General features: G+C 62.1%; 28 protein-coding genes. 19 read left to right on the top strand and 9 right to left on the bottom strand.

Going from position 1 to position 19,384, the window contains the following annotated elements:
* Positions 1–2 precede the first annotated feature (2 nt).
* The gene (locus tag NKJ08_RS15900; RefSeq protein WP_352782292.1) at positions 3–494 is read left to right on the top strand and encodes a hypothetical protein; all 492 of its coding nucleotides are present in this window, start codon (positions 3–5) and stop codon (positions 492–494) included.
* Here NKJ08_RS15900 and NKJ08_RS15895 read toward each other — a convergent pair.
* On the bottom strand, positions 488–931 hold the full coding sequence (locus NKJ08_RS15895) for a hypothetical protein (RefSeq protein WP_352782291.1): 444 nt from the start codon (positions 929–931) through the stop codon (positions 488–490). The two genes, NKJ08_RS15900 and NKJ08_RS15895, sit on opposite strands and share 7 nt — an antisense overlap.
* Here NKJ08_RS15895 and NKJ08_RS15890 point away from each other — a divergent pair.
* The 6 genes from NKJ08_RS15890 to NKJ08_RS15865 all read left to right on the top strand — a co-directional run bounded on the left by NKJ08_RS15890 (position 914) and on the right by NKJ08_RS15865 (position 9,145).
* Entirely contained in the window at positions 914–3,052 is a 2,139-nt protein-coding gene (locus tag NKJ08_RS15890; protein WP_352782290.1) for a hypothetical protein, read from the top strand. The genes NKJ08_RS15895 and NKJ08_RS15890 overlap by 18 nt on opposite strands.
* A gap of 77 nt (positions 3,053–3,129) precedes the next feature.
* A complete protein-coding gene (locus NKJ08_RS15885; RefSeq protein WP_352524136.1) occupies positions 3,130–3,615 on the top strand; it encodes a hypothetical protein in 486 nt (161 codons plus the stop codon).
* Positions 3,616–4,450: 835 nt separating this feature from the next.
* The gene (locus NKJ08_RS15880) at positions 4,451–4,801 is read left to right on the top strand and encodes a hypothetical protein (RefSeq protein WP_352524138.1); all 351 of its coding nucleotides are present in this window, start codon (positions 4,451–4,453) and stop codon (positions 4,799–4,801) included.
* A 167-nt stretch (positions 4,802–4,968) separates the two neighbouring features.
* Positions 4,969–8,172 (top strand): SGNH/GDSL hydrolase family protein, encoded by a 3,204-nt coding sequence (locus tag NKJ08_RS15875; RefSeq protein ID WP_352777413.1) that lies wholly within the window; start codon positions 4,969–4,971, stop codon positions 8,170–8,172.
* A 4-nt stretch (positions 8,173–8,176) separates the two neighbouring features.
* Positions 8,177–8,359, top strand: coding sequence for a hypothetical protein (locus NKJ08_RS15870; RefSeq protein ID WP_352524140.1), 183 nt, complete (start codon positions 8,177–8,179; stop codon positions 8,357–8,359).
* A gap of 72 nt (positions 8,360–8,431) precedes the next feature.
* On the top strand, positions 8,432–9,145 hold the full coding sequence (locus tag NKJ08_RS15865; protein WP_352524142.1) for a class I SAM-dependent methyltransferase: 714 nt from the start codon (positions 8,432–8,434) through the stop codon (positions 9,143–9,145).
* Here the strand turns inward: NKJ08_RS15865 and NKJ08_RS15860 are convergent.
* The 5 genes from NKJ08_RS15860 to NKJ08_RS15840 all read right to left on the bottom strand — a co-directional run bounded on the left by NKJ08_RS15860 (position 9,134) and on the right by NKJ08_RS15840 (position 11,339).
* Positions 9,134–9,835: an acyltransferase gene (locus tag NKJ08_RS15860; RefSeq protein ID WP_352524143.1), complete on the bottom strand. Its 702-nt coding sequence runs from the start codon at positions 9,833–9,835 to the stop codon at positions 9,134–9,136. The two genes, NKJ08_RS15865 and NKJ08_RS15860, sit on opposite strands and share 12 nt — an antisense overlap.
* A 321-nt stretch (positions 9,836–10,156) precedes the next feature.
* Entirely contained in the window at positions 10,157–10,324 is a 168-nt protein-coding gene (locus NKJ08_RS15855; protein ID WP_352524144.1) for a hypothetical protein, read from the bottom strand.
* A 158-nt stretch (positions 10,325–10,482) separates the two neighbouring features.
* Complete coding sequence (locus NKJ08_RS15850) at positions 10,483–10,650, bottom strand: hypothetical protein (protein WP_352782286.1); 168 nt, start codon at positions 10,648–10,650, stop codon at positions 10,483–10,485.
* 180 nt (positions 10,651–10,830) lie between these two features.
* Positions 10,831–10,980, bottom strand: a complete 150-nt coding sequence (locus NKJ08_RS15845) for a hypothetical protein (RefSeq protein WP_352524146.1) — start codon at positions 10,978–10,980, stop codon at positions 10,831–10,833.
* A 173-nt stretch (positions 10,981–11,153) separates the two neighbouring features.
* The gene (locus NKJ08_RS15840; RefSeq protein WP_352524147.1) at positions 11,154–11,339 is read right to left on the bottom strand and encodes a hypothetical protein; all 186 of its coding nucleotides are present in this window, start codon (positions 11,337–11,339) and stop codon (positions 11,154–11,156) included.
* A 157-nt stretch (positions 11,340–11,496) separates the two neighbouring features.
* Between NKJ08_RS15840 and NKJ08_RS15835 the strand changes: the two genes are divergently transcribed.
* The 5 genes from NKJ08_RS15835 to NKJ08_RS15815 are packed head-to-tail and all read left to right on the top strand — an operon-like array spanning position 11,497 to position 13,279.
* Complete coding sequence (locus NKJ08_RS15835; RefSeq protein ID WP_352524148.1) at positions 11,497–12,285, top strand: N-acetylmuramidase family protein; 789 nt, start codon at positions 11,497–11,499, stop codon at positions 12,283–12,285.
* Between the two features lies 1 nt (position 12,286).
* Positions 12,287–12,499, top strand: coding sequence for a hypothetical protein (locus NKJ08_RS15830; protein ID WP_352524149.1), 213 nt, complete (start codon positions 12,287–12,289; stop codon positions 12,497–12,499).
* Positions 12,499–12,768, top strand: a complete 270-nt coding sequence (locus NKJ08_RS15825) for a hypothetical protein (protein WP_352524150.1) — start codon at positions 12,499–12,501, stop codon at positions 12,766–12,768. The genes NKJ08_RS15830 and NKJ08_RS15825 overlap by 1 nt, the downstream gene beginning before the upstream one ends.
* Positions 12,753–12,956, top strand: a complete 204-nt coding sequence (locus tag NKJ08_RS15820) for a hypothetical protein (protein ID WP_352524151.1) — start codon at positions 12,753–12,755, stop codon at positions 12,954–12,956. The genes NKJ08_RS15825 and NKJ08_RS15820 overlap by 16 nt, the downstream gene beginning before the upstream one ends.
* Complete coding sequence (locus tag NKJ08_RS15815; RefSeq protein ID WP_036245970.1) at positions 12,956–13,279, top strand: hypothetical protein; 324 nt, start codon at positions 12,956–12,958, stop codon at positions 13,277–13,279. The genes NKJ08_RS15820 and NKJ08_RS15815 overlap by 1 nt, the downstream gene beginning before the upstream one ends.
* A gap of 532 nt (positions 13,280–13,811) precedes the next feature.
* Here the strand turns inward: NKJ08_RS15815 and NKJ08_RS15810 are convergent.
* Positions 13,812–14,087, bottom strand: a complete 276-nt coding sequence (locus tag NKJ08_RS15810; protein WP_352524152.1) for a hypothetical protein — start codon at positions 14,085–14,087, stop codon at positions 13,812–13,814.
* A 191-nt stretch (positions 14,088–14,278) separates the two neighbouring features.
* Between NKJ08_RS15810 and NKJ08_RS15805 the strand changes: the two genes are divergently transcribed.
* The 4 genes from NKJ08_RS15805 (at position 14,279) to NKJ08_RS15790 (ending at position 15,890) form a co-directional block, all read left to right on the top strand.
* The gene (locus NKJ08_RS15805) at positions 14,279–14,575 is read left to right on the top strand and encodes a hypothetical protein (RefSeq protein WP_352524153.1); all 297 of its coding nucleotides are present in this window, start codon (positions 14,279–14,281) and stop codon (positions 14,573–14,575) included.
* Between the two features lie 363 nt (positions 14,576–14,938).
* A complete protein-coding gene (locus tag NKJ08_RS15800; protein WP_352524154.1) occupies positions 14,939–15,244 on the top strand; it encodes a DUF1236 domain-containing protein in 306 nt (101 codons plus the stop codon).
* 122 nt (positions 15,245–15,366) lie between these two features.
* Positions 15,367–15,579 carry a hypothetical protein gene (locus NKJ08_RS15795; RefSeq protein WP_352524156.1) on the top strand — a complete coding sequence of 71 codons (213 nt, stop codon included), beginning with the start codon at positions 15,367–15,369 and terminating at the stop codon, positions 15,577–15,579.
* Between the two features lie 86 nt (positions 15,580–15,665).
* The gene (locus tag NKJ08_RS15790) at positions 15,666–15,890 is read left to right on the top strand and encodes a DUF2934 domain-containing protein (RefSeq protein ID WP_352524158.1); all 225 of its coding nucleotides are present in this window, start codon (positions 15,666–15,668) and stop codon (positions 15,888–15,890) included.
* 546 nt (positions 15,891–16,436) lie between these two features.
* Here NKJ08_RS15790 and NKJ08_RS15785 read toward each other — a convergent pair.
* Positions 16,437–16,814 carry a hypothetical protein gene (locus NKJ08_RS15785; protein ID WP_352524159.1) on the bottom strand — a complete coding sequence of 126 codons (378 nt, stop codon included), beginning with the start codon at positions 16,812–16,814 and terminating at the stop codon, positions 16,437–16,439.
* A 227-nt stretch (positions 16,815–17,041) separates the two neighbouring features.
* Between NKJ08_RS15785 and NKJ08_RS15780 the strand changes: the two genes are divergently transcribed.
* The 3 genes from NKJ08_RS15780 (at position 17,042) to NKJ08_RS15770 (ending at position 19,166) form a co-directional block, all read left to right on the top strand.
* Positions 17,042–17,293: a hypothetical protein gene (locus NKJ08_RS15780; RefSeq protein WP_352524161.1), complete on the top strand. Its 252-nt coding sequence runs from the start codon at positions 17,042–17,044 to the stop codon at positions 17,291–17,293.
* Positions 17,294–17,478: 185 nt separating this feature from the next.
* A complete protein-coding gene (locus NKJ08_RS15775; RefSeq protein ID WP_352524213.1) occupies positions 17,479–18,729 on the top strand; it encodes an aconitase X in 1,251 nt (416 codons plus the stop codon).
* Positions 18,726–19,166 (top strand): aconitase X swivel domain-containing protein, encoded by a 441-nt coding sequence (locus NKJ08_RS15770; RefSeq protein WP_352782281.1) that lies wholly within the window; start codon positions 18,726–18,728, stop codon positions 19,164–19,166. The genes NKJ08_RS15775 and NKJ08_RS15770 overlap by 4 nt, the downstream gene beginning before the upstream one ends.
* On the opposite strand, the gene NKJ08_RS15765 is transcribed toward NKJ08_RS15770, so the two are convergent.
* Positions 19,163–19,369: an SIP domain-containing protein gene (locus tag NKJ08_RS15765; protein ID WP_352524163.1), complete on the bottom strand. Its 207-nt coding sequence runs from the start codon at positions 19,367–19,369 to the stop codon at positions 19,163–19,165. The genes NKJ08_RS15770 and NKJ08_RS15765 overlap by 4 nt on opposite strands.
* Between the last annotated feature and the right edge of the window lie 15 nt (positions 19,370–19,384).

Genomic DNA, 19,384 nt, shown 5'->3' with positions numbered 1-19,384 from the left:
CCATGTGCACACTAGCTCTTATCGGCACGGCCCTTTCCGTCGGCGGCGCGCTGGCGGAAGGCCAGCAGTCCAAGCAAATGGCCGACTACCAGGCCAAAGCCTATGAACAGCAGGCGCGGGCCGACGCCCAAAGCTCGGCCTTCGAGCAGGGCCAGGAGCGCCACAAGCAGGACCTGCTGCAGGCGCAGGCGCGTGCCCAGGCTGGCGCATCGGGCGTTGGCATATCAGGCTCGCCGACCGAGGTGCTGGCCGCCAATGCCAGGCAGGGCCAGCTCGACCTCAAGGCGATCCAGTACGGCTCGCAGCTGCGCCAGGACAGTCTCGCCACGCAGGCGGCGATCGCGCGTTTTTCCGGCAAGCAGGCGGGGGGCGCCTCGATCTTCAAGGCCGGCGGCAACCTCGTGTCGGGCCTTTCCGGCCTCTACGACCCGGCCAAGGCGGTGACGTTCGGCAGAAGCGCCTTCCCGCCGGCGCCGGGCGGAGGCCTCTACTGATGGCCACCATCCCCCTCCAGCTTGCCCAGCGCCGCTTCGATAGCGGCAACGTGGTTTCCTATCCCAACGGCTCGCCGGTGGGCGCCGCCATGCAAGGCTTTGGCGACGAGCTGTCGGCGATAGCCGAACGCTTTCGGCAGCAGAAGCAGCAGCAGGATGCGTTCGACGCCGACATTATCGGCCGCGAGCTCAACGCACGCATCGCCCACGCCGAGGCCGTGGCGGTGCAGACCGCGCCGGCCGACGGCAGCGGCCTGCACGACTTCATGTATGGCCAGCTCGATCCGCGCAGCGATAGCGTCGTCAAGCCCGGCGTGTTCGACCAGATCTTCGACGACACCGCGGCGAAAGTGCCGGAGAGCGAACGCGCCAATTTCCTCGCACAAAAGCAGGCTTTGCGGCTCGCCGGCTCGGCGCGCATGGCCGCGCAGCAGCACGCGCGGCGCCAGAACTATGAGCAGGCCGAGTGGAGTAAGGTCGAGGACGGCTACACAATCGCCATCGCGCAGGGCGACCCGGACGATAGCGGCACGTTCGAGGCGATCAGGCAGAGCGGGCTCGGGCTGATCGGCAAGATGGGCAACCCACTCGCCAGGCAAGCGGCCGAAGCTGCCTGGCGCAGCAACACGGCAAAGGCGCTCGTCCAGGCGATGATCGCGCAAGATCCGAAGCGCGCCGCCGGGATGCTGGGGGGAGGGCCGGTCTCAACGGACGGCAGGACTAAGGACGATACTATCGAGGCTGTGGGCGGACCTCGGGCGAGTGGGTCCAGCGTGCTGGCGACGCGCGAAGCGCCCGCAAGTGGCCTTCCATCCGACAAAACACCTATCCGCACGGGTTCCATGGGGCCTGTCGGAAATACGGCCTGGGCTGCCGCAGGACCCTGGATGGCCGACCTGTCGCCGGACGCGATTCAGGATCTCGGCCGGAAGGCGCAGGTAGCGACTGCCGCAAGCCTGGTCGATGCGCGCACCGACATCGACCTCGCCTTGCAGAACGCCCCGGCTGCCATTGCCAATACCGGCAGCTATTCTGGCAAGACACCGAATGCCGAAGACTTCACTGCCGTCTACGGCGCCGAAGATGGCGGCAAGCGCCTCCAAGCCTTCAACATAACGGCTGATATCGGCCGCGCGGTTTTCGACATGCGACCCGTCCCGAACCGGGCGATACACGCCCAGATTCGGGATTTTGAACCCGGCCCCTACGACTCGCGGGAAGAGCGCGAGCAATACGAGATAAGGGCCGGCGCCGCGCAATTGGTGCTGGGTGCCAGGCGCGCCGATCCCGCCGGTTACGTCGGCCAACTGTTCTCGAACAAGGCTCCGGACTGGAGCAAGGTATCAACTCCGGAGGATCATGAGGCCGCCATCACCTGGGCCATCGCGGCCCAGCAAGAGATGGGTTTTGACAGGATACTGCCGCTGCCCTGGGCCGCAGCTGACCAGCAGGCGGCGAAATACATCGACCAAAGCGTGCCGTTCGAAAAGCGCCTTGCCGAGTTGAGTTCGATTGTCCTGGCGGTTCGCGATCCGGATGCTCGCAAGGCGACAACCCAACAGCTTTCTTTGACGGCGGAAGCCCAGTGGCGAGCCAAGGCCGCCCAAGATCCGAACCTCGCGCCAGAGTTGTTGGAAGCCCAGGTTGCAGTGCTCAAGAACGGGCTGGCGTGGATCGGGGAACATCCGGCCCGAGCCCAGTACAGCACCATGCCGCTGCTGCAGCAATTCGGCTTGGCGTTCTCGGATGTCGGCCGCCTAACAGCCAAGGGCGCGGCTGCCGACGGTGCGGACGCGATCTCCGCCGGGCTGGACTCCGTTTGGTCGAGCGGAAACTACGAGAACCTTCTTGAAGATGAGCAGGCCGAGACAGCGGACGCCGAGGACCGGGCCGGCTCGGCCGGTTGGGCGGCGGAGGCCCTCGGCGCCGGCTTGAGCGGATATGGCCTGGCGAAGGGTCTGTTCGGTTTGCTGGGCCGGGCAAGCGTTGGCGCGGCGGCGGAGAACGGCTTGATCGGTCTTGCTGCCCGAACCGGCGTCGGGGGTGTGGCGGGTGGCACTTATGGCGGGGCATACGCCTACAACACCGGCGGGAGCGTCCCGTGGGGGATTGCCAACGGCGCGCTTTGGGGGGCGGGCGGCAATGTCCTTGCCGAGGGACTCAGTGCAGTTGGCAGCCAGGTGGTGGCAAAGCTCACCGGCCGTACTGCAAATGCTGAATTTGCTGCAGGTCAGGCAGACGAGGCTTCACCGATACCCACGGCTGCCGTCGAAGACCCTGTCGACCTGGCACAAGATGGCGTCAATTCCACAAGAGCTTCATCCGCCGCAGGGAACCTGACACAGGCTGAGATGTACGATCTCAGCCTCGTGCCCACTAAGCGCACTACAACCAATAAGGCGCTGCGCAGGCAATGGGAACTGCTGCACGGACAGCCTTGGCCGAAGGATCCTGCTACGGGCCGGAATATGGATGTGTCTCACGAGAAAGTGCTGGCCGACGGGGGGGGCAGATCACGTATCAAACATCACGCATCGTGCGAGAGCAGATCATATTAAACACCATAGCGATGCAGGAGACTATGCTCGCTGGGCAAGAAGAAGATGGCTCAAGCAAGAAATGAAAGGGAACACAAGTGGTCGAGAGAAATTATAGCGACGTCAAACCCGACTTGACTAGCGTCACCCGCTTGCCGTCGGCTGACAAAAGCACAGGCGATGAAGAGCTTGATGCTGCACGTCTGGAAGCCCGAAAATATCTTGATTTCTATGATTGGGTTTCAGACATCAAGGGGGAGTACCTTGGATACGGTGCCGATGGCATAATCTATATTTTTCTCTTCGAGATTGTTCCGGGCAGGCCAGAAGTTGACCCATGGATATGGGTAATCGTCGGCGATGTGCCCCCGACATATCTGCCGGCTGTAGACGCCAAGACTCCATACGAGGCGCTGGATGGATATATCGGCGCCATGGAAGAGTGGGTCGAAGCTGCGCGACGAGGGGACTCGGTGGCGGATCTAATCCCGGTCAATGTGCCGGCTAGCCCAGCCAACGCCGAAATGTTGGATAGCCGTCTCAAATTCCTCGACGAAAGGGTATTACCAGAACTTCGAGAGTGATCGGTTGCCGCTTGTGGGCAAGCGCCGTCAGTTAAGGACGCTACCCGTGCGGTGATCACCTTCGCCAACCAGGTCTCGAACCCGAGCGGTCACGCATTTCCCAGACGGCCTGGAGGAAAACTCGAACGATGCCAGCCCCGATTTTAGCAGTGTCAAGGCCCTGCCGCCCGGCAATCCTTGTGGCAGTTTCGAGTTCAAGGGCGCCCGTCGTGAGGCTCGCGCATACCTGGAATCCCATAGCTGGGTATCGGCCATCAAGGGCGAATATCCTGGATACTGCATAGATGGCGTCATTTATATCTTTCTCTTTAAATTCATGCCGGCCAAACCGATGTACCGTCATGGACATGGTGATCGTCGGCGACGTGCCCCCAGCCTATGTAACCTGCCGCTACGCCAAGACACCCTATGATGCCCTAGACGGCTATATAGGCGCCATGGAAGAGTGGGTCGAAGCCGCGCGAGCGGGAAAAATCAGTCGCGGACATTATCCCGGTCAACGTGCCGGCGACTCCTGCCTACGCCGAAATGTTGGGCGGACGCCTCAAGTTCCGTGACGAGACGTGCTTCCGTTGCTTCCGAGGTGATGTAATGAGCGCTCCGTGGCTCGTCGCTGATGCAGGCCGGCAGCCGGTTCGACCGGATCACGCCGGCGATGGCAACCAGACAGGCAGAGCGTGCCGCGATCGGCCAGCGGCCTGATTGTGGTCACGATGCTGGCTTATGGCGTCGATAACCGCAGAGCGGTCCCAATTGGCGGTGCCTCCAGGATCAGACATCCTGTTTCAGATGAAGGATTGACCCTATCTTGTTGCGCACAGACTCTTTTCCGACCATGGCAAGGATCGTTTTTCTGCTCACCTTGGCCGGTGTTCTCCTGCTCGCGCTTTCGCCAGCGCGATTCCTGCAGGAGTTGGACATGGGCTTCACCTTCCAGCACGACAAACTCAACCACGCCGCGGCGTTCGCGGTGTTGGCGGCACTCGGAAGCCTCGGCTGGCCGGAACACAAGACGAGGCTGGTCGTGCTCCTCGCCATGACCGGCGCGGCGATCGAGCTTCTTCAAGGCGCGCAACTGATAGCGCGCGATATGGATATCCTCGACTGGGTCGCCGACTGCGCCGGCATGGCCTGCGGGCTGGCCGCCATGGGCGGCACAAGAAGGCTCATTGGCGGATTGCTGTAAGCCCCGAATCGCGTTGCTCGCTGTCCGCAAAATGTAAATCGTCCGTGCCGGCTGCGCCAGATAGCGCCGTGTCCGGCCGCGTAGCTTTAAGTCTCCCGCCGCCCCGCACTGAACCCGAAGCCCCTTCCAGCCTCGCTTATGCGGGGCTTTTTTTATGGAGCGACCTCATGTCCCGACCTGCAACTGCCGCCGTTCGTCTCCTGACCGGCGGACGCGAACCCGTGCGCCTCGCAACCACGGCCAACATCCTCCTGCACGGCCTGCAGACGATCGACGCCGTGCCGGCGCAGGCCGGCGACCGCGTGCTGGTCAAGGACCAGGCCGACCCGACGCAGAACGGCATCTACACGGCGAGCGAAGGCGACTGGTTCCGTGCCGCCGACGCCCGCACTACTCGGACCCTGCAGAAGGGCACGACCGTTCACACCCAGATCGGCACCGCCAACGCCGACCGCGTCTTTGAGTTTACGGCCGACGAGCCGGCTATCGGCACCGATGTCATCACGGTCGCCGCCTCCGTTCCGCCCGACATCGCGGACGCGATCGATGAGATCGAAGCGCTGCGCGATGAAACCCAGGCGCTGAAGGATGCCGCCGAGGCCAGCGCCGGCCAGGCATCCGCCAGTGCCGCCGCTTCCGCCGCGAATGCCGGACAAACCACTGCCGACCGGGCTGCTACCAATTCCGATGCCGTCGCAGCCGCGGCGGCAGTCATCAGCGCTCAGGCTGCACGCGACGCTTCGCTCTACGGCAAGGGCATCTTCCCGACGACTGCTGCGGCAATCGGCTTCGGCGTCGTCGGCAATGGCGCGATCACGGCAGGCTCGGGCGGCGCCAACGGCACGTTCGACCTGGCGTTTGCCGGCGGGACCGGTTCGGGTGCTGCCGGCCGCTTCGTGGTGGCGGGCGGAGCGCTGACGCAGATACTGATCACGGTGCCGGGCTCCTACACAGTGGCGCCGACGTTCAGCTTTGCGGCTTCGGCAGGGCTGGCCGGCGCCGCCGCGATGGTGGTGCTGGGCAGGAATGTCGATGTCGGCGAGTACTTCTGGACCACTGTCAGCATCGGCATTATGGGGCTTTACAGCGTCGGGACAGGCCCGATTGCCGTCGATACGGGCATTCGTGCGTCACCGGCGGAAATTGCCCTGATCAGCTCGCGGGTCGTTGGGCCGGTTCCGATCACTGGTTCTGTCGGCGGCACGCTGATTACCAACGACAGCGTTTATTTCTGGCCTGGATCGGTGTCGGCGGCCGATGAATATCTGTCGACCTTGGAGCTTGGATTTGGCGCCGTGCCGGGGACAGCCCATATTGTCTTCGCCCACCTCGAGGGCGACGGGACGCTTAGCCTGGTTTCCGAGCAAACGATATCCGTTCCAGCCGGCCCGTCGTCAGTTGTTTCGGGGCTCGCGATCCTGAAGCCGGCCGGCAGCGTCATGGGCGTCCAGCGCACTGGTGTTGGCAGCTGGTACTATACTGCCGGGGCAATTCCGAACGGTGAAGTCGAGTGGTTCACAGCGGCGGTTCCGACCTCGCATACTGCCAAGACCATAGGCGCGGTAAATGGTCCACAATGGAACGCAACCTTTAGCGGTGAAGTTGCCGTCAAAGCGCGCGCAGCCTATACCACGGCAAACGGTCTCGTTTCCGCTGTCGGGCTTAGTCAGGAAATCGGGTGGCCGGCGCTGGTCAATACGGGGCCGGACGTTCCGGGCAGCTACAGCGCCATCATGCAGACGCCAGCGCCGGCCGATGGGTACATTACCGCAGTCGACGTCGGCGCGGGCGCTGCCGCCGGTCAAGCATTCATCCACGTCGTCGATTACCTCGGCGGGTTGGTCGTCAACGTCCTAAGCACCTATGCTGTGACGTTGATCAACGGCGTCGCTCATATCCCGCTGGGTATCCCGATCCCCGCCGGCAAGTATCCGGCAATCAGCGGCGGCGCCTACAAGTTTCAAAACAGCGTCAACCCGCAAGGCATTCCGGCATGGATCAAGGCAGGCGCGCTGTCGAATGGCGCGACCGTAGCATCGTCCGCCCAGCATCGATATGAGGTTCGCTTTACGATCAAGACCGGTCTGCTCGCCGATGCCGACCGGGCCTTGGCCGGCGGCGCTAGCAATACCGGCATGAACCTGCTGGCTGGCGCCGATACGAACGGCGTCGTTGACGCGACCGCGCTGTTTGCGTCGGCGGCTGCCGCTCATCCCAATCCCTATGTGCCGCCCGGAAGCTTTGCCCTGACGGCCATTCCTGCATCTGGCGACGGCTTCTGGGGGCCGGGCAAGCCGGTGGTCGGCGGCAAGCGCTTCTTCATTCCGCGCCGGCCATCTTTGCAAAATCTGTATGACGGCTTCCGCGCGAAAATGGCTGAGCATATCGCCAACAACGACGTGCTTTGCCTGATCGCCGATAGCATCGGCCATTGGGCGCTTGCCAGCGATGGGGCGAAACACTGGTTCCACCTGGTCACCAGTTTCGCCAATCTCGGCATTGCGGCTGACGAGCCGGGCATGACTGCTTTGCGGCCAAGCTCTACCTATGTTCCGACCTTCTATGGCGTGACAGTCGCCGGCAGCGTGTCGACAGGATCGCGCGGGCCGATCGGCGAGAGCATCATCTTGGCGGCAGGCGCGTCTGTGGCGTTCACCGGCGCCTATGAACAGGTCGACGTGCACTATACACAGGACGCCGGCCAAGGCTCCCTTGCCTTTGCGTTCAATGGCGGTGCTGCCTACAAGACCGTCAATTGCGCCGGGGCACTCCTGCTGGATCAATATTCTGGGCCGTCCCTGACCGGGCAAGCGGCAAGCGGCAATTACACGCTTACGGCAGTCGGCGGTCCTGTCGAAATTACCGGGCTTATCCGGCTTGGCCTCAAGGCGGCCGGCTCGCGTCCGCGCCTGCGCACCTTGCGCGCGGCACACGGCAGCTATGCCTTCTCGTCGTTCAACACCGCGCGTCTTACGTCGGCCGCCGCTCAATGCGGGTATGCCGGCGGCAAGATCGTGCCGGTTCTGGCGCTCGGCATCAACGACAGCTTTGGCACGCCACCGGCCACGATATCGGCAAACATCGCAACAATCATCAACACGCTGGAGGCGGCAGCTGCACCGCGTATCATTGTGATGCCGCCGACGCGGCCGTCAGCCGCATGGGATGCAAGCTACACGGGCGGTCGGACCTATGATGCCGCCCTTGGCGCAATCCGTCAGACCTATCGATCGCGCAATGTGCTGACCATCCCGATCGACGGCTTCGACTACATCAATTCGGGAAACTATCAAGAGGGCTTGCATTTCAACGATGCCGGCCATGACGGCAATGCGCTGCGCTTCATCGAACAAGTCGCGGAAAGGGGATAAAGCAATGGCATTCGCTATTCAGCATAAGGGCGAAATCGTCACCGAGCTCGAGGAGGGCGAGGAATGGCTGGTGGTGGGCGCGATGATTATGGTCGCGAAGCCAAGCGATCCGACGCACGGCCGGGAAATCCCGGCGCCTGACGGAGATGTCGAGGGTCTCGTTGCAGTCTGGCTGGGCGGCGCCTAGTCCGCACTAGACGCCATTCGCGGGCAATGGCAGCATTACGTCGGCGGGGGCGCGTCCTTGGAGGATTGTTCCATGGCTCATGCCGGCAGCATTATCGCGATTTATGACGACTACTACGCCGATGGAAAAGTAGCCGCAAAACGGGAAATCGCATCAAATCAGTCGATCGGGCACATCGAAGCGATCGTTCACGGGCAGTCCTTCGACAAGATACTCGACATCGGCGCCGGTGAAGGTGCGGTGCTGGACAAGTTGAGCAAGAAGGGCCTCGGGAAGACCCTTGGCGCCGTCGAGATATCGACCAGCGGCGTCGAGGCGATCAAGGCCAGAAAAATAATCAACCTGGCCAGCCTCGACATCTTCGACGGCTATCACATCCCCCATCCCGACAAGTCGTTTGATCTAGGTCTTGCCATTCACGTCGTCGAGCATGTCGAGCACGAGCGGATGTTCTTGGCAGAGGCGGCAAGGGTCTGCAAGAAGCTCTATGTCGAAGTGCCTTTGGAGCATACGCGAGATCTCAGCAAAGCCATTCGGATGTCGGGTCCGTATGGGCATATCAACTTCTACACGACCCAGACGTTTGAAAACCTGCTCACAACGTCTGGGCTAAAGGTCGAACGACTAAAGGTCTTTGTTCACGACCTCGCCTATGAACAGCATCTGGCTGGCACGACAAAAGGATGGGTGAAACACAGGCTGCGGACCGAATTTCTCAGGTTCGCACCCAACATGGCGATGCGCTGGATGGCCTACATGGCCGGAGCTCTGTGCTCAAATCGCTGATGTGGTAGCAGCGCCACCGATCTGCTTTGCAGGATTACCGCCGACCATACTAAAGGGCGGCACGTCTTTTGTGACGACAGACCCCGCACCAACGACCGATCCCTTGCCGATCGTTACGCCCTTAAGAATGATGACGTTGAAGCCGATAAAGACGCTGTCTTCAATCTTGACTGGCGCGATGGTGATCTTTGACCAGTTCTTTTTTCCCTGATGCCAGTCGGCGACATCTTCCTTGCGGTCTTGCCAACCTGTCGCGTGTGAGTTGTGATCGACCACTGTGGTGCCCCAACTTATGATCACGTCATCGCCGATTTCGATCCTCTCAGCCGCGACGAGGTGGCTCTTGCCGATATAGGATCTTTTTCCAACGGTGATCTTTGCATCGGCGCGATCGAAGGAAAAGACGCCGTTGATGATGCATTCTTCGCCGATCGCATGCTTGCCCCGTCGCAAACTGCGGACGCTCCGCAAACTTAGCTTTGTTGCGGGGCCGGAGTTGATGCCGGCTAGGCGGTAGAGGAATGGTGGAACGAATGGCATATCAGTTACAGCCGAAGCGCGATTTTCGCGCCCTCTCAGCGAAAAGCTGCGATCGCTCGAAGAATCTGAAATGCTTCCAATGTTGGTGTTCAGATACCCCTTCCAAGAATGCCCGCGCCGCGTCTTCGAGGTCCGTATCAATAATTGCACGTGGGATTAGTGGCTCGTCGGCGAACTGAACCGACAACCGAAATTGGCTGTTCGCAATAGACAGGTCCGCCTCCATCATCCATGCGTCTCCTTACGGCCTAGCTATTGCGACAAGCGGCGGCGGTTTGCAAGCTTGTGAGACGACCGCGTCCGCCAGTCTAGACGCCGTTTGAAAATCGCCGAAAGGCGGTAGAAGAATCGGGAGCCGCTCGAGCGCACCAACATGGCACGGCAACTCGACCAGAAATCCTTGGGGAGACAGTATTTCGGCTAGGGTTCATCGCTGACGCGGACCCAGATCCGCCGGCGCAGCGGCTACCGTCAGCTGTCCTGCGGCTTCTGGTGCGGGTCCTGGCTTTTCGACCACCAGACAAAATACAGCGAGCCCATCCTCATCACAGGCACGCGGCGGTCGCGTTCGCGGGTTCGCAATTCGCGATAGGTCTTCAATTTCAAGGTGCCGCCCGGCAACTTGATACGCACCGTCATCGGTCCAACTCCCGTTGTGCAGCGCAGCAATGATGTGCAATGCGGTAATAGAGACCGTCCGTTACGGAAGAGTCAACAGCGGCTTCATCAACTTTTCTTGGGCCGGAAGGCAGAGCCTGGTGGGGAGGCGCCTCGCCAGGCCGCGAGCGTCAGGTGGGTCAGCCCAGCGGCTGATCATTGACGGCGCTTTGCCGGTTCGACCACCAGGTGAAATAAACCCGGCCGATCTTGACGACGGGGATGCGGCGGGCGCGCTCGCGGTCGCGCAATTCGCGGTACACCTTCACCTTCAGCGTGCCGCCAGGCATCCTGATACGCACCGCCATCGATTCCGCCGCCCCATTGTGCAATGCAGCACCAGAGACCTTCCGTGGCGGAAGAGTCAATGCCTGCCTCCTGACTATTTCTGGGACTAGTTGAGCGGCCGTCGGAGGTTGGGCGCGCAAGGCGGTTCCTGATCCCGCACGGAGGCGTCAGTGCCCAGCCGAGATCGTCGGATGCGCGGGTTATTTCTTGGGCGAGGATTTTTTGGGCGAGGATGGGCGATCGGACATGCCGCTCGGCCACCAGATGACGAAGTAATTGCCGACCTGCCAAACCGGTACCTCGCCCTTCTGCTCGCGGCGCCGCAGCTCTTCCCTTTTCTTGATCTTCAAGGTCCCGCCCGGAAGCCTGATTCTTATCGTCACGTGTCCTCCCGTACCCCCTAAAGCTACGAACGATAGACGGGAACAGTTTCATCCCGGCTAAGCAATTTCGTCCAGGTCAAGCAATTTCGGGGCCGATAGACGCGGCGCGGCGGAACGGAGCGAGATCGCCGGAACCGGCTTCATTTGAAGAAATCTGCAATGCCGTTGATGGCCAGCACCGCGTAGACGATCGGTCCGGCGATAAACGCACAATAGAGGCAGAGGATCGCCGCCAGCACCAGCAGCAGCGGCTTGTCGCGGCCGACCGCGCGGAGTTCGGATTTCACCGTCCAGCGCGCCGCAGCCGATTGTTCATCTTCAGACATGTTCACCATCCCGCGCCCATTTCACACGGCGGGTCGAAAACATCAACCTTGCTTGCTGCCGCAACATCGGCACGCGCTGCCGCCCAATTCTACTTTGCCGCGACGCATCTGTTTTTCAACCTCAAAACCCTGCCCACAAGGGCGGAAAGGACTGCCCATGGAAATGACGTTCAAGGGCGCCGCCAGGCGCCTCGACGATATAGATTTGCCGAAACTCGGCGCCCGGATCGGCGTCGGCGAAGACGAGATGCACGCGTTCCTCGATGTTGAAACCAGCGGGCACGGCTTCGACGCCGTTGGCCGGCCGGTCATCCTGTTCGAACCGCATGTCTTCTACCGCAATCTGTCGGGCGCCAAGCGGGCGCAAGCGGCAGCCGCTGGCCTGGCCTATCCGAAGTGGGGCGAGAAGCCCTATCCCAGGGATAGCTACCCACGGCTCAAGGCAGCTTGTGCGATCGACGAAACCGCGGCGCTCAAATCCGCTTCGTGGGGACTGGGCCAGGTTCTCGGCGAGAATTTCAAGGCGACCGGCTTTCTTACCGTGCAGGCGATGGTCGAGGCGATGATGGCGGACGAGGCGCTGCAGCTCAGCGCGGCGATCGATTTCATCGTCGAGAAGCGGCTCGACGACAATCTGCGCAATCATGACTGGGCGGGATTCGCCAAGGGTTACAACGGCGCCGGCTATCGTAAGAACGCCTACGATACCAGGCTTGCCGAGGCCTATCGCAAATGGTCGCGCATCAAGGACACGCGCTGGCCGTCTGCCGGTCCGGTGTCATCGGTGGTTGTCCTTCGGCCTGCAGCTCCGCCAGAGCCCGCGAAGCCAATTGCCGTTCCACAGCCGCCCGCCACGCCCTCTGCCGCGCCTCCCGTACCTGTCGGCAAGCCCGGCTTCTGGGCAGCACTGATCACAGCCATCCTGAAACTATTCGGAAGGAAATGACATGTGGACCCGGATCAAGAACTTTTTCCGCGACAGCGAAACAATATTCTGGGCGCGGCTTCAGGCGGCCATCGGCATCATTGCGACCATCGTCACCTATGTCGACCCGCAGGTTCTTTCGCCGATTATCCCGGGGGAATGGTTCCCCTGGTTTCTTGTGATCAACGGCGTTTTGACCGAGTTCCTTCGCCGCCGCCGCGCGGAGGATTTGTGATGGCCGCGCTCCTCACCATTCTCAGCGCCATCATCGGCAACAAGGCCGTCATGACGGTATTCGCTGCTGTGGTCGGCGGCATCGGCCTTTACGTTGCGGGCGGCATCAACCGGGCGAATAAGGCGGCGGTCAAACAGGCCGAGGCAAAAGTCGCGGCCGCCGAGGACCGCCTCGAAATGAACCGCGAGGCCGCCGCCGAAGGGCGCAAGGCCGCCGGCATGACCGATGCGGCAGCCAGAGCGGAGGCTGGGAAATGGGCAAGGCGCTGATCCTCTGCCTGGTGCTCGCCGGCTGTACGACAACCGCGCCGGCCGGCAACCCACGCCAGGTCTGGTGCGACCACAACCAGCCGCGCCGTCCGTCCGCCTCCGTCGTCGCCGCCATGACCCGGCCCGAGCTCGACGAGATGAATGCCTTCAACGGGCAGGGCGCCAGATGGTGCGGGTGGACGCCATGATGCACGAGTTGCTCGACGTCCTAGGCATCAAGGCACCGGTCTTGGTCGCCGGCCTTTCGGGCGGCATTTTGCGGGCCTTGTCGCGTCACCGCTACAAGGTCCGCGAGATGGTGGCCTCACCGATTTGCGGCGCGCTGGCGGCGGCCTATCTGACGCTGCCGGTCGTGCATTATTTCCGCGCTGCCGGCCTGCCCATCCCCTCTCCGGACGACGACACCACGACGCTCGCCGCGGCGTTCCTCATCGGCGTCTCGGCCATGTGGATCTCAGACATCGTCTTCGAAGTGATCGTGCGCCGGTTCGGGCCGGTGAAGGAGGAGTAAGCCGCCCAAGCCTGACGAAAGAGTGACGTTCAGTTGGAGCCCGCCGCGCCGAAAGGTGCGGCGGGTTTTTTTGCATTTTCCCTCGCATTCTGTACGATCTTGCCTCTGCGCGAGGGCTTCCGGCGCTTGCGAAACCAAGATGCGCGTTAGGCTTCACAGAAGTAGGCTTCACAGGAGATGGTGTCATGCCGGCCAGAGTCCTGACAGAAGCGGCAGTTCTGACAGCCGGGGCGCTCATGTTTGCCGCGACGGCCCACGCCCGGCCGGACAGCCGCGCGATGACCTGCGAACAGACACAGCTTCTGATCCAGAGGCATCGCTCGGTGGTGCTGACCACCGGCCAGAACACCTACGATACGTCCGCCAATTCGGCAATGAATGCGACTGGCCGGCGGTGCCCGGCGCCGCTTATGTCAGGACGCGTGACGGTCAATGTCTGGTCTATCGCTGCCAGGATCCGGTCTTCGACCTCCCGGATTGAAAGCAGGGGCTTTTCATCCGACCGCCGACGCAGAGTGCGGAAGGCGGCGGTTCATTCCTCGTCGAAAGGACCACCTTCCCGTTGGAGATCGCGCGAAATGGCGCGTTCATCGGTGTCGTCCGGCAAGGCCTCGTCGCTTTCCTGGTAAGCGTTATCGTCGTCCTCCTCCGGCAGTTCGCCGTCTTTCTCGACGTCGTAGCGGATGTCGCCGTTTTGCGGCACGCCGTCAGGGAGGATTCTCCCGCTCCGGATGGCATCCCAGTCCTGCTGCTGGATGGTCGGGCTCTCCGTCTCGTCGTCGGTTCGTTCTTTCCTGCGCGGTTCCATCGCTGGTTCTCCATAATGTCGGCGGCCTTGAACTGACTCAATGATTGAACTCATAAGTCTCCATGATTGAACTCATAATCCCGCGGCCGGTTCCCGGACGACTGCGGGCTTGGCGCATTGCCGCACGACGGAACCAATCGCGCCCGCCTGTCTTCACAAGTCAGACGATCTTGGCGCGAAAGGAGCTCGACATGAGACCGCTCATTTTCTTGCCGTACATGCTAGGCGCGCTGGTGCTGGCGATGCCGGCGGCCGCGCAGACGGGCGAACCGGCACAATCCGACCGCTGCAAGGTCGAGCCGCAGGACCAGAAGAGCGAGCAGCAGAAGCCGGCCGGCAACAATTTGTCCGATACGCTCGAGCCATGCGATGGTGTGCTGAAGCCGCCGCCAACGGGCGATCAGGGCATGGCGGCGCCACCGCCGGATGATGGCAAGACCCCCGTGATCAAGCCCGGCGAGGTGCCGCCACAGCCGCCAAAGCAGTAGCCCGTCCATTGGCCGCCATGGGGCTACCAAGGGGCTGCTATGGGCGGCAACGCCGCGCCGCTTGAGCCGGCAGCATTGTTGCCCTCGCTCAGGAACATTAGCTTGTCCTAAATGTTATTTTGGACGCAGCCGATATCACCCCCTCCGGTATCGCTGCTGATCGGGAACCCGATCGGCCCGCGTCTTGCGAGGCGGGCCACCGCAGCCCATTCGCCGCCGCACGGGCACTTCACCGCTGTTCGATTAGCCGCGACTTACGGAACAACAAGGTGGCGTGGGCGTTTGCCTAGAGGGTCCGCCGCTTCGACCGGAATGCCGCGTCGCAACCGTAAAGGCGAGGCCCGTTAACAACAGGAGTAGACGATGAAAATCCACCTTGTTCCTGCTGCGGCGGGATTGGTGTTGCTCGCCGGCGTCGGCGTGGCCACCGCAGACCAGGTGATTGTCACGCCCGAACAGCAGACGGTCATCCGCGAATACGTCCACAAGCACCCGTTGGCGTCGATCAATCTTCTGGGGGTGGAGCTCAATATCGGTTCCACGTTGCCCGATACGGTCGAGCTGCAACCGATCGATGTTCCCGACGTGCGGTACAGATACGTCGTCGTCGGCAATCGCACCGTGCTCGTCGACCCAGGCACCCGCAGGATCGTGCAGGTCATCGAGTGATCGGCGTTCCCAAACCGCGAACCGGATTTGGAAAGGTCACGGTCTTATGAATCGAACTCCATCCCGAGCGATCGGGATGGAGTTGCCGCAGTCGCCTCGAAACAAGGAAAGGAGCCATTCCCATGCTGCCGCATGTCGAGCCGACCAACGTGGCCGCAGCTGTCGACAAACTGCTTGCTGAACGAGGCGATGGCCTGCTGTCGATGAAGGCAGCGATTGCACTGTTGCGCGAACGCACCGGAACGGAGCGCTCGGACGCCGATCTTGAAGGGCTGATCATCAAGAAGGCGGCGCTCCTCGGCGTCGCTGTCCTGTGTGACAGAGAGGCTCAATAACCGTGTTGCCTGCCGCTCAAGACGCGGCTCGAAATTTCGGCTAGAACAACGTTGCTTACGCATGAACCGAGCCGACGGAGGCAACAGTGACGGACAGGCAGGAACGGATTCGCCAGCGGGCACACGCGATCTGGGAACAGGCAGGCAGGCCCGACGGGGCGCATCAGCAGCATTGGGATCAGGCTACCGCCGAAATCGACGCAGAAACCGCCACGCCGGAGACCGCCAGCCGACCGAAGCCGAAAGCACGCCAGCCTAAGCCGGCCGCCAAGGAGGAAACCAAACCCAAGGCGCGACCACGCAAAGCGTGAACTCGAGCGGATTTGATTCAACCAAGTCCGCAAGAAAATCCTGCTGAGACTGAAGACCAGCGCGGGATCTTAAATCCAGCGCATGCTACATTCGTGGCACGGACTCCCGGTTCCGCCGGGCCTATCGTCAGGCGTTCCTTGCACCCCGTTCCGTGGTCGGCAGCGGGACCAGCTAGAACTGGTCCCGCGAGCGTAAGCCCCCCGCGATCGTAAGCCCAGTTGTCGCGGCTAACTACTTACTGCAATTGTTGTCGTTGACAGTCGGTGAAACCGTCCCGGCAGGCTTGTTGGACGCATCGGGTTGAGCACCTTGCGGGGGTTGCAGGGCAGTTTTCATCCGCATTGGAGTTCATGGCACCCGTCGTGCTGCTAGTCGTGCCAGGGTCGCAACGGTCGTCGGTTCGAGCGGCATTGCTGCGGGCGCGGGGGTTGGCGTCGGCACCGGCATCAATGTCGGCGCCGGTATCCAGTCTAAAGCCCGCCATCCCAATGGTGGGCTTTTTGCCGCCTTGCACGTGGCGGCAGCAGGGCGGGGCTCACAATAGCTCAATGCGTTTGACGGCCAAGATCCGGCGAAACGGCCACCCCGCCTTCCAAGGCGTCCCGGACCACTGCGGGACTGCTTTGCATCAGTTCGGGGCACGCGAACTCCGCCAGATCGGCTTCCGTGAAGCCGTCGAACTCGATAGCCGCCCCTTGGAGTTGGGCTGCTTGCATGACGAGCCATTCGATGTCTTCGCGCGCGACATTCTCGGCGAGGTTCTGCAGTCGCACGGCTTCGGCGACAGCAGTCAGATTGATGGCAATCCTGGACTGCAATGTAGACCGAACTCGGGAATTAACGTCGTCATGCAGGCGAACCGAAAATCTGTAGCGCATGGAAAACCTTCCTTTCAGGAGCGGTTTATCCCTCGCTTTCACCATGCGCCCAGAGTCCGCGATTGACAAGCGAAAATCTTGAAAAATTATTTAGTATCAAATAGTTAGCGTATTTTGTCGATTGTGCAGTTGATGCTTGATCCGCTTCATTGGATTTCTGCACGGATCACGCATCTGGAGATCTTGACGTACTCTGCCAACATACCTAACTCTACAAAGAATTAGGAACATACTAACTCAGCTCTTTTAGCCTGGTATGACTGGAGGCCGAGATGTCCGAACTGGAACGCCCGGAACGATTGCAGATCATGCTGACCGTCGATGAACTGGCGGCGTTGGAGAACTGGCGCTTCGACAAGCGCATGCCGAGCCGGTCGGCCGCGGTACGGGAGCTTTTGAGGCGAGGCCTCACAGCCGATGGTTTCCTGACTGCGGCGCACGGGACCAAGTCGCGCGATTTCGGCATCCTGCCCTATTCCTCAGATGGCGACGGGGCAGTCGACGGGGTGCGCCAGAAGGAATAGCCTCGTTTCTGCCGCGATCGTTCGCTCTCCGACCGTTGCTTCGCGACTCTCTTGCTTCGCGATGAGCCGTGAACGTCTGGTCCGCTGATCGCCGCGAAGTAGAAGAGATCCGAAGCTCTGTCTTGCCAGACGCTCCGCAATCAGGGAGTGCTTGGTCGGGCATAGTGTGGGCTCGGAATTTGCCGATAATGCTGGAATTGACGGCCGACGACCAGTCGATGCTGCATGGCGAGCAAGGCTCGGCAGCGGCTGCCGCCATGAAGATTCTGGTTGCCTTCGCGAAGGCGGTCGGCGCGCGCAAGCTGCTGGACATTGCCGGTGCCCATATCGACGGCTGCCTTTATCACGGTCAGGCCAGCCTCGATTTCGTCGAAAGGCTGATCGAGGGCGGCGGCCGCGTTCGGGTGCCAACGACGCTGAATGTAGGCTCGTTCGATCTCATCCATCCCGCCCTAGTGAAGATGCCGCCGTCGCAAGAGGCGCCGGCGCGGCGCCTGATGAAGGCGCATCTGGAACTCGGCTGCCAGGCGACCTTCACCTGCGCGCCCTATCAGACGCGGTTCCGGCCAGGATTTGGCGAGCAGATCGCCTGGGGTGAATCCAACGCCATCGTCTTTGCCAATTCGGTGATCGGTGCGCGGACCAACCGCTATGGCGATTTCATCGATTTGTGCTGCGCCTTGACCGGGCGCGCCCCGGTGTGGGGGCTGCATCTCACCGAAAACCGGCGCGGGCAGGTCCTGTTCGAGTTGATCAATCCTGACCTGGAACCGAGCGACAGCCTGTTCGTCAGCGTCGGGCTGATCGTCGGGCAAGTGAGTGGCGATCGCATCCCGGTGATCTCGGGCTTGCCGCAACCACGCGACGAAGACCAGCTTAAGGCGCTAGGTGCGGCTGCCGCGACGACTGGCGCTGTGGCGCTGTTCCATGCGGTGGGTATCACCCCGGAAGCGAACACGCTCGAAGAGGCGTTTCACGGCATGGCGCCAGACGAGACGATCCGCATCACACGCGCCGACATCGGCCAAGCGCTGGCCAGGCTATCGAGCGTCGCTGACGGCGCGTCTTTGGTGGCCGTGTCACTGGGCACGCCGCATTTCTCGTACGACGAATGGATGCGCCTGTTGCCGCTGCTGCGCGAAGTTGCGCCGGGCAGGGGCGTCCCGATCTATGTCAATACCGGGCGCGCGACGCTGACGCGGCTTCAGGACGAGGGCGCACTGGCCGGCATGGACGCGTTCGGCCTGATTCCGGTCGCCGATACCTGCACCTATGTCACCGATATCCTCGATCGTCTCGACGGCGTGGTGATGACCAATTCCGGTAAATGGGCCTACTACGCGCCCGGCAATATCGGCGTGTCCGTCGCCTTCGCCGACATGAAGGATTGCATCCGTTCGGCAGCGGTGGGTCATGTCGCGCGGGGCACGCCATGACGCGGTCGGTCGAAACAGGCCTCGTCGAACGCACCGGCACGTTTCAGCTCGCTGGCGAGGCGCAAGGCTCGGCGCTGGTGCTGTCGCAAGCACTCAGCTTCTGGGGCGGGGTAGACGTCGAAACAGGCGACATCATCGACCATTCGCATCCGGATCTGGGCGGCAATGTCGCCGGCAAGATCCTGGTGATGCCAAGCGGGCGGGGGTCGTCGTCCTCGTCTTCAGTTCTGGCCGAAGCGATCCGCAGGGGCACGGCGCCGGCCGGGATTATCCTGGAGCGGCCAGACCCAATCCTTGCTGTGGGCGTCATCGTTGCCGAATTCCTCTACGAAATCAGCATGCCGCTGGTCGTTTGCGAGATAGCGGGCATTGTCTCCGGCGACCGGATCGCGATCGACCTGGGCGAGGATGCTCAAGCGACGGTGAGCACGATCTAGCCGGCCATCAGTCCTGCCGCGCCGCGCCGCCAATAGGCTGCGGCAAATGTTTCGCTGCGGCCGAGCGCCAGGGTGCCGCGCCAGTGTTCGCGCACCGTCCTGGCGGCAGTCGCTTCCGCCGCGAACCAGCCGAATGCCGAACCGGCCGGCCATGCGACCGACTGGATGGCGCGCGCCAGCCTGTCGTCGAGCCCGGCCGGCATGCCATCTCGAGAAGC

The sequence above is a fragment of the Mesorhizobium sp. M0244 genome, assembly GCF_040321795.1.
Classification (GTDB): Bacteria; Pseudomonadota; Alphaproteobacteria; order Rhizobiales; family Rhizobiaceae; genus Mesorhizobium.
Note: the sequence above shows the minus strand (reverse complement) of the source record. Positions and strands in the feature narration are given on the sequence as shown.

What these genes read in the sequence shown, in the direction of transcription:
- NKJ08_RS15900 (WP_352782292.1), top strand. Translation starts at nt 3, where the DNA reads ATGTGCACACTAGCTCTTATCGGCACGGCCCTTTCCGTCGGCGGCGCG.
- NKJ08_RS15890 (WP_352782290.1), top strand. Translation starts at nt 914, where the DNA reads ATGGCCGCGCAGCAGCACGCGCGGCGCCAGAACTATGAGCAGGCCGAG.
- NKJ08_RS15880 (WP_352524138.1), top strand. Translation starts at nt 4,451, where the DNA reads ATGGCAAGGATCGTTTTTCTGCTCACCTTGGCCGGTGTTCTCCTGCTC.
- NKJ08_RS15875 (WP_352777413.1), top strand. Translation starts at nt 4,969, where the DNA reads ATGTCCCGACCTGCAACTGCCGCCGTTCGTCTCCTGACCGGCGGACGC.
- NKJ08_RS15870 (WP_352524140.1), top strand. Translation starts at nt 8,177, where the DNA reads ATGGCATTCGCTATTCAGCATAAGGGCGAAATCGTCACCGAGCTCGAG.
- NKJ08_RS15865 (WP_352524142.1), top strand. Translation starts at nt 8,432, where the DNA reads ATGGCTCATGCCGGCAGCATTATCGCGATTTATGACGACTACTACGCC.
- NKJ08_RS15855 (WP_352524144.1), bottom strand. Translation starts at nt 10,324, where the DNA reads ATGACGGTGCGTATCAAGTTGCCGGGCGGCACCTTGAAATTGAAGACC.
- NKJ08_RS15850 (WP_352782286.1), bottom strand. Translation starts at nt 10,650, where the DNA reads ATGGCGGTGCGTATCAGGATGCCTGGCGGCACGCTGAAGGTGAAGGTG.
- NKJ08_RS15840 (WP_352524147.1), bottom strand. Translation starts at nt 11,339, where the DNA reads ATGTCTGAAGATGAACAATCGGCTGCGGCGCGCTGGACGGTGAAATCC.
- NKJ08_RS15835 (WP_352524148.1), top strand. Translation starts at nt 11,497, where the DNA reads ATGGAAATGACGTTCAAGGGCGCCGCCAGGCGCCTCGACGATATAGAT.
- NKJ08_RS15830 (WP_352524149.1), top strand. Translation starts at nt 12,287, where the DNA reads ATGTGGACCCGGATCAAGAACTTTTTCCGCGACAGCGAAACAATATTC.
- NKJ08_RS15825 (WP_352524150.1), top strand. Translation starts at nt 12,499, where the DNA reads ATGGCCGCGCTCCTCACCATTCTCAGCGCCATCATCGGCAACAAGGCC.
- NKJ08_RS15820 (WP_352524151.1), top strand. Translation starts at nt 12,753, where the DNA reads ATGGGCAAGGCGCTGATCCTCTGCCTGGTGCTCGCCGGCTGTACGACA.
- NKJ08_RS15815 (WP_036245970.1), top strand. Translation starts at nt 12,956, where the DNA reads ATGCACGAGTTGCTCGACGTCCTAGGCATCAAGGCACCGGTCTTGGTC.
- NKJ08_RS15810 (WP_352524152.1), bottom strand. Translation starts at nt 14,087, where the DNA reads ATGGAACCGCGCAGGAAAGAACGAACCGACGACGAGACGGAGAGCCCG.
- NKJ08_RS15805 (WP_352524153.1), top strand. Translation starts at nt 14,279, where the DNA reads ATGAGACCGCTCATTTTCTTGCCGTACATGCTAGGCGCGCTGGTGCTG.
- NKJ08_RS15800 (WP_352524154.1), top strand. Translation starts at nt 14,939, where the DNA reads ATGAAAATCCACCTTGTTCCTGCTGCGGCGGGATTGGTGTTGCTCGCC.
- NKJ08_RS15795 (WP_352524156.1), top strand. Translation starts at nt 15,367, where the DNA reads ATGCTGCCGCATGTCGAGCCGACCAACGTGGCCGCAGCTGTCGACAAA.
- NKJ08_RS15785 (WP_352524159.1), bottom strand. Translation starts at nt 16,814, where the DNA reads ATGGTGAAAGCGAGGGATAAACCGCTCCTGAAAGGAAGGTTTTCCATG.
- NKJ08_RS15780 (WP_352524161.1), top strand. Translation starts at nt 17,042, where the DNA reads ATGTCCGAACTGGAACGCCCGGAACGATTGCAGATCATGCTGACCGTC.
- NKJ08_RS15770 (WP_352782281.1), top strand. Translation starts at nt 18,726, where the DNA reads ATGACGCGGTCGGTCGAAACAGGCCTCGTCGAACGCACCGGCACGTTT.
- NKJ08_RS15765 (WP_352524163.1), bottom strand. Translation starts at nt 19,369, where the DNA reads ATGCCGGCCGGGCTCGACGACAGGCTGGCGCGCGCCATCCAGTCGGTC.